General features: G+C 71.1%; 10 protein-coding genes. 5 read left to right on the top strand and 5 right to left on the bottom strand.

Going from position 1 to position 10,803, the window contains the following annotated elements:
• Positions 1-181 precede the first annotated feature (181 nt).
• Positions 182-1,330 (top strand): aromatic ring-hydroxylating oxygenase subunit alpha, encoded by a 1,149-nt coding sequence (locus ACFPZ3_RS06455; RefSeq protein ID WP_379513020.1) that lies wholly within the window; start codon positions 182-184, stop codon positions 1,328-1,330.
• Between the two features lie 145 nt (positions 1,331-1,475).
• On the opposite strand, the gene ACFPZ3_RS06450 is transcribed toward ACFPZ3_RS06455, so the two are convergent.
• The 4 genes from ACFPZ3_RS06450 to ACFPZ3_RS06435 form a co-directional block, all read right to left on the bottom strand.
• The gene (locus tag ACFPZ3_RS06450) at positions 1,476-1,745 is read right to left on the bottom strand and encodes a hypothetical protein (protein ID WP_379513019.1); all 270 of its coding nucleotides are present in this window, start codon (positions 1,743-1,745) and stop codon (positions 1,476-1,478) included.
• Positions 1,746-2,556: 811 nt separating this feature from the next.
• Positions 2,557-3,378: an SDR family NAD(P)-dependent oxidoreductase gene (locus tag ACFPZ3_RS06445; RefSeq protein WP_379513018.1), complete on the bottom strand. Its 822-nt coding sequence runs from the start codon at positions 3,376-3,378 to the stop codon at positions 2,557-2,559.
• Between the two features lie 190 nt (positions 3,379-3,568).
• Positions 3,569-4,258, bottom strand: coding sequence for a response regulator transcription factor (locus ACFPZ3_RS06440; RefSeq protein WP_379513017.1), 690 nt, complete (start codon positions 4,256-4,258; stop codon positions 3,569-3,571).
• Positions 4,255-5,352, bottom strand: a complete 1,098-nt coding sequence (locus ACFPZ3_RS06435) for a sensor histidine kinase (RefSeq protein ID WP_379513016.1) — start codon at positions 5,350-5,352, stop codon at positions 4,255-4,257. Before ACFPZ3_RS06435 ends, ACFPZ3_RS06440 begins: the two co-directional genes overlap by 4 nt.
• 108 nt (positions 5,353-5,460) lie before the next feature.
• Between ACFPZ3_RS06435 and ACFPZ3_RS06430 the strand changes: the two genes are divergently transcribed.
• Positions 5,461-6,147: an ABC transporter ATP-binding protein gene (locus ACFPZ3_RS06430; protein WP_379513015.1), complete on the top strand. Its 687-nt coding sequence runs from the start codon at positions 5,461-5,463 to the stop codon at positions 6,145-6,147.
• Positions 6,144-6,902 (top strand): ABC transporter permease, encoded by a 759-nt coding sequence (locus ACFPZ3_RS06425; RefSeq protein ID WP_379513014.1) that lies wholly within the window; start codon positions 6,144-6,146, stop codon positions 6,900-6,902. Before ACFPZ3_RS06430 ends, ACFPZ3_RS06425 begins: the two co-directional genes overlap by 4 nt.
• Positions 6,903-6,939: 37 nt before the next feature.
• Here the strand turns inward: ACFPZ3_RS06425 and ACFPZ3_RS06420 are convergent, their stop codons facing one another.
• A complete protein-coding gene (locus ACFPZ3_RS06420; RefSeq protein WP_379513013.1) occupies positions 6,940-8,817 on the bottom strand; it encodes a serine hydrolase domain-containing protein in 1,878 nt (625 codons plus the stop codon).
• Positions 8,818-8,984: 167 nt separating this feature from the next.
• On the opposite strand from ACFPZ3_RS06420, the gene ACFPZ3_RS06415 reads away from it, so the two are divergent.
• On the top strand, positions 8,985-10,136 hold the full coding sequence (locus ACFPZ3_RS06415) for a sensor histidine kinase (protein ID WP_379513012.1): 1,152 nt from the start codon (positions 8,985-8,987) through the stop codon (positions 10,134-10,136).
• Positions 10,111-10,764 carry a response regulator transcription factor gene (locus ACFPZ3_RS06410; protein ID WP_379513011.1) on the top strand — a complete coding sequence of 218 codons (654 nt, stop codon included), beginning with the start codon at positions 10,111-10,113 and terminating at the stop codon, positions 10,762-10,764. The genes ACFPZ3_RS06415 and ACFPZ3_RS06410 overlap by 26 nt, the downstream gene beginning before the upstream one ends.
• Positions 10,765-10,803: the final 39 nt, after the last annotated feature.

The raw sequence follows: 10,803 nt of genomic DNA, 5'->3' as shown, positions 1-10,803 counted from the left end.
CGCCGCTGTCGCGGACTGGATCCGTGCGGCGCGGGCTGCTGTCGCGGTCAGGATCCGTGCGGCGCGGGCTGCTGTCGCGGTCAGGATCCGTGCGGCGCGGGCTGCTGTCGCGGTCAGGACCCTGGACGATGCGGCGGATTTCCCTTGTTGCGGCCCTCCACCCGGGTCGTACGCTCCCACCATGACATCAGTCACAGCGGACGACGTGCGACGCGTCGGCACCGGGTTTCACAAGGACCCTGAACGATCGATGTCGCTGCGGTCGGAGGCCTACACGGACTCACGGTGGTTCGAGGCCGACGCCCAGGCGATCTTCGCCCGCACCTGGCAGTGGATCTGCCACGTGGACAAGCTCCGGTCGCCGGGCAGCTACGTGTCCGCCACCGTGGCCGGCATGCCGATCGCGATCGTCCGCGATCGTGACGGAGCGCTGCGCGCGTTCTACAACGTCTGCAAGCACCGCGCCCATGAGCTGCTCATGGGCTCCGGCACCACGCGCACCATCATCTGCCCCTACCACGCGTGGACCTACGGCCTCGACGGGCGGCTGAAGGCGGCTCGCCGCACCGACAGGATGGACACCTTCGACAAGAGCGAGATCTGCCTCGACCAGGTTCCGGTCGAGGAGTTCGGCGGGTTCGTCTATGTGAACCTGGACCCGGACGCCGTCCCCCTGAGCAGGCAGGCCGGGGACCTGGCGGCCGACATCGCCACGTGGGCCCCGGACATCGCGCGACTGACCCACGCCAAGCGGTTGACGTACGACGTCGCGACCAACTGGAAGAACGTCATCGACAACTTCCTGGAGTGCTACCACTGCCACATCGCGCACAAGGAGTTCGTCGATCTCGTCGACATGGACACCTACGAGGTGAAGACCCACGGCATCTGGTCGAGCCACTTCGCCGAGGCTGGCAAGCACGAGAACGCCGCGTACGACGTCTCGGGCGCGTCGGTCACGCAGCACGCCGTGTGGTGGTTGTGGCCCAACACCTGCCTGCTGCGATACCCGGGTCGCGGCAACTTCATGGTCTTCCAGGTCGTTCCCGCCGGTCCCGCCCGGACCCTGGAGACCTGGGACTTCTACTTCGAGACGGCCGAGCTCGAGGACGCCGAGGCGCAGTCGGTGCGATACATCGACGAGGTGCTGCAGCAGCAGGACATCGCGCTGGTGGAGAGCGTCCAGCGCGGCCTGGGCACCCCGGCCTTCGACCAGGGCCGCATCGTTTTCGACCCGTCCGGCTCGGGGCTGTCCGAACACGGCGTACACCACTTCCACGGCCTCGTCCTGGACGCCTACCGGTCGTGGGTGGAAGGGACGCGAATCTGACGGTGGCGCTCTCTCGCCGTGCGCTCGCCGGGAGAGAGGCTGGCCCGTCCGACTCTGGCCGTGCGCTCGCAGGGGGAGAGGCCGGCCCGTCGGAAGCCGTGTTCCTCGCGCAGGAGCATCGGTTCGCCGAGACGGCTGGGAACCGTCAGCAGCCTCTGCCGCTGATGATGCCGAGCTCGGGGGTTCCGCCGTAGACGCCGCAGGTGAACGTGCCTCCCGGGATGGTGATCCCCGGGGGCCCTCCCGAGGTGCAGCCGGTGGCCAGGATGACGTAGCCGACGATGTCGCCGAAGTAGGTGCGTGAGCCACCGGTGCAGGTGTAGGAGATCAGGGCCTGCGCGGACGACGCGGGCAGTGACGCTCCGGCGACTGCCAGGACCGAGACGACGGCGAGCCGCTTCACCCAGGTGAGCATGCGATTCCTCCTCGATGGGGGAACGCTTCCCTACCCGGGACACCGGCGCAGGGCACCCGCCGACGATGTCCAGTACCGGACAACCGCTTCGGCGCCGACCTGGCGGCGGCGTCGCAGATCGACCGTATCGTCTGCGACGCCTTCTCTCTCGCTCCCGACCGGGGTGACAACCTCTGCGGGCGTACGTAATCCGGAAGCCTTCAGCGGTGAACCCAGCGTCGCAGTTTGCCCCAGGCCCACCAGCAGCCGGCGAACAGGAGCGCACCCAGACACAGCCCAACGGCCGCTGTGCGCAGCCCGATCGACCAGAAGACGCCCAGCATGGCGACAGCGCACGCGATCCTCGCTGCGAGGATGAGCCGATGCGCCCAGATTCTCCAGTTCGGAGTCTTGCCGGCCATGATGGGTGTGGCCGACAGGGGTTCCCACAGCAGACCGCAGTCGAGGCACCGCCACGGCTCTGTGTGGGTCGTTCCGGGGCGGGCGCACTGGTGCGTGTTCACCGGCTCGTTCACCCGTGCACCAGCCGGTGCGGCGGAGCCGACTTCACGTGGCCGCCCCTTCAGACGTCGTTCCTCCACAGGTGCCGCACGCGGTCTTGCCTGCCGCTTCGGCATCGCTCAGATTCATTTGGACGACCGGCCGGAGTTCGTAGCCTTGAGCTTCGCCGCCCTGCTGCCCGGACTGGAGTCCCAAGCAGTCAGGGGAGCTGTGGTAGCGGTCTCCGGCTGCGGTTAAGTAGACGCGGGTCATGATGTCGTCCCTTTCGGCGTGGTTTGCTGCCGTCGAGCAGGCAGCGCCTCGGCAGGAGTCAGCCGGTGGCGAGCATTTCCTCGCTGCGCTCCCACAGTCGCCGCGCGACGTCCGTGTCGTCGGAGAGCTGGTGGACGGGCGCGGTGCGCCGCTTCTCGTAGTGACCGCCGGGGACCCAGTCGGCGCCCGGCACCGAGGTGGCCAGCCAGATCAGGGTGTCGGCGCCCTGCTCAGGCGTGTGCATGAACCGTTTCAGCGGCGTGTGGTAGACCAGGCGGGCCATGCTGTCCGTACCGCTGGAGAAGTTGGTGGCGACGGCGCCGGGGTGGAAGGAGACCGCGTTGACGCCCGCGTCACCGTGGCGCCGCTGCATCTCGCGGGTGTGCAGGATGTTGGCCAGCTTGGCGTTGGCGTACGCCCGTATGCCCGCGTAGTTCCGTATGAGGTCGAGGTCGTCGAGGTCGAGGCGGGCCCGCAGGTTGAGCACGCTGGAGGTCATGATGACGGTGGCGCGGCTCGCCACCAGCCGCTCGGACAGCAGCGTGGTGAGCAGGAACGGCGCGAGGTGGTTGACCTGGAACGTCGTCTCGTGCCCGTCGGCCGTCATCGTCCGCGACCCCATGATGACGCCCGCGTTGTTGACCAGGACGTCGATGACCGGATAGCGGTCGAGCAGCGCCGCGGCCAGCGCCCGCACCTCCTCCAGGCGGGCGAAGTCGGCCACGTGGTGGTCGGCTTCCAGCTCGCGGGCCAGCGCCTCGGTCTTGTCGGCCGAGCGTCCGACCACGACGACGTTCTCGCCGCTCCGGCTCAGGGCGCGCGCCGCGGCCCGGCCGATGCCGTCGCTGGCCCCGGTAATGACCATGGTTCTGCCTGCCATCGGTCCGGCCCCTTCCGTAGTCGTCCCCAGCCTAGATCGTCTTCGTCGCGGTCCGGTACAGGGAACTCCTGGGCGGCTACCGGGAACGGGGGAAGTATCCGACGAACGGCCCGGACTCTGCGTTCGTACGCTGACCAGGCGGCCGCGTTCGTCCTCGCCGCGCTTGGAGCCCGGCCCGCGGGGGTCGCGCTCAGGCGCGTGGCGCCAGGCCGTTCCTGAAGGCGTAGGTGACCGCCTGGGCCCGGTCGCGCACCCCGATCTTGGCGAACAGGTTGTTGATGTGGCTCTTCACGGTGGCCTCCGAGATGGACAGGCGGGCCGCGATCTCGGCGTTGGAGCAGCCCTCGGCGATCAGCTCGAGCACCGCGCCCTCACGCTGGGTCAGCCCGTCGGGAAGGGCGCGCGCCGGCCCGTCCGGCCGCGCGGTGGCGGGCCTGCGCTGCACCTGCGGGGAGAACGGCGCCTGCCCCGGCGCCACCCCCCTGCGCTGCACCTGCGGCGAGAGCGGCGCCGGCCCCGGTGGCACCCAGGACACGGCCTGGGCGAGAGACTCGGCGTCGGTGTCCTTGGTGAGATAGCTCCGGGCGCCCGCGCGCAGGGCGGCGAACACCAGCTCGTCGTCGGAGTAGGTCGACAGCACGACGACCTCGGTGCCGGGCTGCGCGGCGCGGATGCGCCTGGTCGCCTCGATGCCGTCGAGAAGCGGCATCCGCAGGTCCATCAGCACCACGTCGGGCAGCAGCTCGGCCGCCATGCGCACCGCCTCCAGGCCATCGCCGGCCGTGCCGACGACCCGGACCCCGGATACGAGCCCGAGCAGCAGCACCAGCCCCTCGCGCACCACCGTCTGGTCGTCGACGACCAGAACCCGCACGCTCATCTCGGCACCCGCAACACCACGGTGAACCCGTCCTCCTGGGCGCAGGTCCTGAGCCTGCCGCCGATGAGCGCGGCCCGTTCGCGCATGCCGACGAGGCCGTAGCCGCCGCCCGTGGCGGGTGGGCCCGGCTGCCCGCCGTGGTCGCGCACCTCCAGCTCGCTCCACTGATCCACCAGGCGCAGCGCCACCGCGGCCGACGCCCCCGGCGCGTGCTTGCGCACGTTGGTCAGCGCCTCCTGGGCGGTGCGGGCGATGGCCAGCCGTGCCTCCGCGCCCGGCGCCAGGGCGCCCTCGTCGATCGACAACGCGCACTCCTTCCCCGTGGCGGCACGGAACTCCGCCGCCAGACGTTCGAGCCGCTCGCGCAGCGGCAGGTCGTCGCCGCGCAGCATGTCGAGCGCCCTGCGGGTCTCCTCCAGGCTCGAACGGGCCAGTCCCACGGCCCGCTCGACCCGGTCGAGCGCGATGGCCCGGTCGCCGCCCTGTTTCAGCAGCATGCGCACCCCCTCGAGGTGCACGATCTGCGCCGACTGCGAGTGGGCGAGGATGTCGTGCACCTCGCGGGCCAGCCGGGCCCGTTCGTCCAGCACCGCCTCACGCGCCCGCGCCTCGGCCACCTCGGTGGCCTGCCGCCTGGTGGCGGCCTGGTGCGAGAGCAGGAACGCGAACACCGCGGAGTAGGCGATCCCGGCCGTCAGCCCCCACGCCGTGCCCATGTCGAGCCCGATCACGTGCGACACGAGCGGCATGCCCACGATGACCAGCGTGGTCAACGCCAACGCGAGGCGCGGTCTCATACGGAAGGGGGCGGCGAAGACCGCCACGAAGCAGAAGCTGACCCCGGTGAACGGCTCGACCAGGTGCATGGCCAGGCCGCCGAGCACGGTGATCAGCAGCAGCCAGGCGTTGCGCCGCGCGGAGTGCCCGGCCAGCGCCCACAGGCAGGCGCCCAGAGTGCCCGCCGCCAGCGGCAGCACGAGCAGGGCGGCGGGCACGGTCGAGCGGGTGAGCACGAGGAAGACCGGGCCGTAGGCGAGGTAGGCCAGAAGCAGCGCGATGAGGACGCGGATCACCGGGCGGCGGGGGAAGACCACGAGATCACGTTATCCGCCCGGGTGACCACGGTCATCAGCCCACGGGTGGAGCCGGGATCCACCCGTGCTCCCATGCGGCCGGCGGGCCGTTCCTGGAGGCTCGGACCCATGACCACCATCAGCGTGGAGCACGTGAGCAAGTCGTTCGGGAAGGTCGCCGCCGTCGACGACCTGTCCTTCGAGACTCCTCCCGGTGCCATCACCGCCTTCCTCGGGCCCAACGGGGCGGGCAAGACGACCACCCTGCGCATGATCCTCGGCCTGGTCACCCCCGACTCGGGAAGCGTGACCGTCGGCGGCCGGCCGTACCGCGATCTCGACCGGCCGCTGCGGCAGGTCGGCGCCGTTCTGGAGGCCACCGCCTTCCACCCCGGCCTCAGCGCCGAGGCGCACCTGAGGGCCGTCGCCATCGCGGCCGGGCTCGACGTCGCGCGGGTCGGGCAGGTGCTCGATCTCGTCGACCTCCGCGAGGCCGCCCGCAGGAAGGTGCGCGGGTTCTCCCTCGGCATGCGGCAGCGGCTCGCCCTGGCCACCGCGCTGCTGGGCGAGCCCGGGCTGCTCATCTTGGACGAGCCGGCCAACGGGCTCGATCCGACCGGCATCCGGTGGTTGCGCGGGTTCCTGCGGGCGTACGCGGTGGACGGCAACAGCGTGCTGGTCTCCAGTCACGTCCTGGCCGAGGTCGAGCAGATCGCCGACCACGTGATGATCCTCGCGGCCGGCCGTCTGCGGTGGAGCGGCCCGCTCACGGCCGGGTCCAGCCTGGAGGAGCTCTACCTGGAGGTGGCCGGATGACCCGCCCAGCCCCGCCCGCAGCCGGCCGGATGACCCGCCTCATCCGCGCGGAGCTGTTCAAGGCCGGCGCGAACCGTGCCACCTGGATCCTCGCCGCGATCGCACCCGTCTTCTGCGTGTTGTGGGCGGTGCTCATCGTCGCGCTGGCGCCGTCCTCCGGGCCGCTGCCGCCGGAGAGCGTCTACAACATGGCCCAGCAGGCGTACATCTTCACCCTGATCCTCGGCATCCTGGGCATGTCCGCCGAGTTCCGGCACCAGACCATCGCCTGGTCCTTCCTCGTCACACCACGCAGAGGGGCGGTGGTGACGGCGAAGCTGGTGGCCTACGGCCTCATCGGCCTGGCGGTGGCCGTCCTGTCGGCGCTGGCCACGCTCGCGGCGGGAGCGTCGCTGCTGGCCGTCAAGGGACTGCCGGTGATGAGCCCGGAGGTGCTGCCGGTCCTTGGGGGAGGGGCGCTCAGCACGGCCGGGTACGCGGTCCTCGGGGTGGCGCTGGCCGTGCTGATCAGGAACCAGGTGGCCGTCATCGTGCTGGCCGCCCTGATCTTCATGTACGGCGACTACCTCCTGAGCTGGCTGGCGCCCGGCGTCTATCCCTGGCTTCCCACGGGGGCGGCCAGGGCGCTGGGCGGTCTGCGACTGGAAACCGGGACCCTGCTGCCCGTCTGGGGCGGGGCGTTGCTGTTCGCCGGGTACGTGGCGGTCATCGTGCTGATCGCCAGGCTCATCACGCTCCGCCGCGACATCACCTGAGGCACGGCGCCTGACGCTTGGCGTCCGGCCCGGCCGGTCAGCCGAACTGCCAGCCGAGCAGGTTCCAGTGCCGGCAGAACCAGAGGAGGGCCAGCATTCCGGCCAGGAGCATCACCTGGTGGCCGCGGGCCAGAACGCCGATGTGCCGCTGTCTCCAGCCGATCACGGTGGTGGTGATCGCGGCGATGGTGAGGCCCAGGAACAGCGGGGGAAGGAGCAGGAGGGCCCGGAGGGAGGCCGGCACGCCGTACAGGATGCTCGTGGGGCCGGCCAGGGTCAGCGCGAACAGCACGACGAACGCCAGGCCGACGGCGCCGGCCAGGCCGGCGAGGATGCGGCCGGCGCGCCAGGCTCGGGGGGCCCGGGGGGGCCGGGGGGCTCGGGAGGGTCGTCTTCGCAGGCGTCTGAGCGCGGCGGCCGACGGCAGGCCGAGCACGGCGGTCAGGGCGGTGCCGGCGGACAGCGCGACGAGGATGAGGTTGGGCGGAGGGGTGTCCCACCAGGGGAGGAGTTCGTAGGCGGGACCGTCGGTGGCCGCGTAGACGTCCCCGGCGCCGTTCGTGACGAACGCCAGTCGTTCCCGGCCGCCGTCCTGCTGGTAGAGCCCTGGCGCCAGGGGGCTCCACGTCCTGCCCTGGAAGGCGAGTCTGCCGTCGCCGTTGACCCGCAGCCGAGAGGAGTTGGTGAGGGTGAGCACCTTCTCGATGGTCGACTCGACGAGGCGGGCCGGCTTGTAGAATCCCGCCACGGGCGTGACCGTCCTGCCGGACCTGGCGGAGGGCGCGGCGCGGTCGCCGGGCAGGAAGCGGTCGAAGAAGGCGGGCAGGAGGCGGGTGACGGCCTCGACGCCGCCGATGCTGTTGGTGGAGACGAACAGGCCGACATCGGCGTCGGGCACCAGCAGCAACGCGCTCTGGAAACCTGCCCAGCTGCCGTCGTGCATGATCACACGATGCCCGTTGACGGTCTGCTCCTTGAACCCGTGGGCGTACCCGTCGATACGGGGGTCGGCGGCGAAGGACCGCTGGTGCATGAGACGGGCGGTGGACTCGCCGAGGATGGGCCCGCCCTCCAGATGGGCCAGCATGAAGCGGGCCATGTCGTTCGCGGTGGCGCTGATCGATCCGTCGGGCGCGAGGTTGTCGAAGACGAAGGGCTTGCGCTGGTACGTCCCCTGTTCGTAGTCATAGCCGCGGGCCAGGCCCGCGGCCAAGGAGGCGGGGACCGGCTCGGCCGCCGTGGTGTGCCGCATGCCGAGCGGGTCCAGGATGTGCTCCTGTACGTACTGGTCGTAGGGCCGCCCGCTCACCCGCGACACGATGTACCCGGCCAGCGCCGCGCCGTAGTTCGAGTAGGACGACACCTCTCCGGGCGGGCGCACCCGCGCCGGCATGTTCTCGGCCAGATAGGTGCCCAGAGGCGGTACGTCGGCCTTGCGCCGCGCGCCCAGGCCGATGGTGCGGTCCTCGAACCCGGCGGTGTGGTTCATCAGATGCTCCAGCGTGATCGGCTGGGGGTAGGTCGCGGGCACGCGGAACGCGGTGAGGTAGCGGTTCACGTCCGCGTGCAGGTCCAGCCTCCCCTCCTGCACCTGCTGCATCACCGCGGTCCAGGTGAACAGCTTGGTGATCGAGGCGATCCGCACCAATGAGCCGCCGGGGTCGAACGGCGTCCGGTTCTCGCGGTCGGCCAGGCCGTACCCCTTGCTGAAGAGGGTCTTGCCGCCGCCCACCACCGAGACGACCGCGCCGGGCACATGATCGGCCTCCAGCCCCGTGGCCATCGCGGCGTCGAAGAAATCCGCCAGCTCCCGGGTATCCGGGACGGGCGCCGCCGACGCCGGGGCCGGCGCCCAGACGACGGCCAGCGACAGCGCGGCGACCAGCAGCAGTCGGGGAAGGGTGAGTGGCCACACGGCGTGACTCCTGTCGTAGTCGAGACCATCAACGGTGCGACCGGCCAGGGCGCGGCCGCATCGGCATCGCGGCCATCGGCGCATCACACTAAAGTCGGAGATTTCACGAGAGCCGGCCTCGACGTTCGGCGGAGGTGACACGAGGCCGCCCTGGCTACGCTGGGGCGATGGTGCCGTACCGGAGCGTGCTGCGGCGGATCGCCTCACCCGGCCCGCACGCCGTCAGCGCGGTCTGTGTGGCGATCTGTCTTCTCCTGACCGTCGCGGCGGTCAAGGCGCCGTGGGCGCAGACGCCGCGAACGGTCATCGCCGCCGCCGGGCTGGTCGCCACGGTGGCCGTGTGGTTCCGCGACCGGTGGCCGATCGGGGTCGCCGCCCTCGGGGCGGGCGCGTTCGCGCTGTCGGGCAATCCCGGGCCGCTGCTGATCGGCCTGTTCTCCGGCGCGGGGGCGCGGCCGGGCCGGCGGTTCGCGGCGCTGGCGGTGATCGGCGTGGCGGGGTTCATGGCACAGCAGTGGCTCGACGGCGGCGGCTTCGGGACGGACACTCTGCTCTCCGCGACGGCCGCCACCGGCGCCGTGCTGGTGGCGGGCGGGTACATCGCCGCTCGCCGCGAGCTCAACAGATCGTTGCGGGAACGCGCGGAGCGAGCCGAGACCGAACAACGCCTGCGTGCGGAACAGGCGAAGGCCGCCGAGCGCGGCAGGATCGCGCGGGAGATGCACGACGTGCTCGCGCACAAGGTCACCCTCATCTCGTTGCACGCCGGCGGGCTGGAGGTGAACGCCGGGGCCGAGCCCGCGCGGGTCGAGCGGGAGGCGGCACTGATCCGCCTCACCGCGCAGGAGGCCCTCGAAGAGCTGCGGAAGATCGTGGGCGTGCTGCGGGCCGGACACGATGACCGCTTCCCCGATCTGCGGCGGCTGGTGGAGTCCTGGGCGTGGGCCGGCAACGCCGTCACGCTGCACGGTGACATCGACACGTTGCCGGCGGTGCCGGCGCGGGCCGCCTACCGGCTCGTACAGGAGGGGCTGACCAACGCGTACAAGCACGCCCGCGGAGCACCCGTCACCGTCTCGGTGGCGGGGAGTCCGCAGGACGGTGTCACGATCACGGTCGCCAATGGCCGATCGTCACGGTCCGGCGCGCACCCGTCCGGTGCCGGGGCCGGTCTCGTGGGTCTGGCCGAACGTTTCCTGCTGATCGGCGGAACGGTGCGCGGCGCGCCGGACGATGCGGAAGGCTGGTGTCTCGAGGGCCGGTTGCCGTGGGACGCGTCCGCGAGGGAAGCACATGATCAGGACGCTGCTGGTGGATGATGAGTCGCTGATCCGCGCTGGACTGCGGTTCATCCTCGAATCGGCACCCGACGTGGAGGTCGTGGGGGAGGCCGCGGACGGGGATCAGGCGATCGACGCCGTTCGCCGTCTCGGGCCGGACGTCGTCCTGATGGACATCAGGATGCCGCGGTCCGACGGCCTGGCCGCCACCGAGGTCATCCACCGGCTCGCCCGGGCCCCCGCAGTCGTGATCTTGACCTCGTTCGACAGCGACGAGCACGTCTTCACCGCCCTGGAGGCCGGGGCCTGCGGATTCCTGCTCAAGGACACCTCTCCGCACGACCTGATCCAGGCCGTACGGCTGGCGCACGGGGGCGGCTCGATGTTGTCCCCGCAGGTGACCCGACGGCTGATCCACCGCGTCACCACCACCCTGCCGATCCGGCGTCGCCGTGACGCGCTGGCCCGGTTGGAGACCCTCACAGGCCGCGAACGCGAGGTGCTCATCGAGGTGGGGCTCGGCCGCTCCAACACCGAGATCGCGGCCGGCTTGAACATGAGCCAAGCAACGGTCAAAAGCCATATCTCCCACCTGTTCGACAAGCTCGCCGTCACCAACCGGGTGCAGGTGGCCATCGCCGCCTACCGCGCCGGCCTGGTGGACTGACCACCCATCACGCCGCACTTGACGTGCCTCGCGGTCGGT

Source organism: Nonomuraea insulae, from assembly GCF_042656245.1.
The sequence above is the reverse complement of the archived record's forward strand: the minus strand, read 5'-3'. Positions and strand labels throughout refer to the sequence as shown.

Coding starts and splice junctions, on each gene's coding strand:
- ACFPZ3_RS06410 (WP_379513011.1), top strand. CDS start 10,111: ATGATCAGGACGCTGCTGGTGGATGATGAGTCGCTGATCCGCGCTGGA.
- ACFPZ3_RS06440 (WP_379513017.1), bottom strand. CDS start 4,258: ATGAGCGTGCGGGTTCTGGTCGTCGACGACCAGACGGTGGTGCGCGAG.
- ACFPZ3_RS06430 (WP_379513015.1), top strand. CDS start 5,461: ATGACCACCATCAGCGTGGAGCACGTGAGCAAGTCGTTCGGGAAGGTC.
- ACFPZ3_RS06425 (WP_379513014.1), top strand. CDS start 6,144: ATGACCCGCCCAGCCCCGCCCGCAGCCGGCCGGATGACCCGCCTCATC.
- ACFPZ3_RS06415 (WP_379513012.1), top strand. CDS start 8,985: ATGGTGCCGTACCGGAGCGTGCTGCGGCGGATCGCCTCACCCGGCCCG.
- ACFPZ3_RS06450 (WP_379513019.1), bottom strand. CDS start 1,745: ATGCTCACCTGGGTGAAGCGGCTCGCCGTCGTCTCGGTCCTGGCAGTC.
- ACFPZ3_RS06455 (WP_379513020.1), top strand. CDS start 182: ATGACATCAGTCACAGCGGACGACGTGCGACGCGTCGGCACCGGGTTT.
- ACFPZ3_RS06445 (WP_379513018.1), bottom strand. CDS start 3,378: ATGGCAGGCAGAACCATGGTCATTACCGGGGCCAGCGACGGCATCGGC.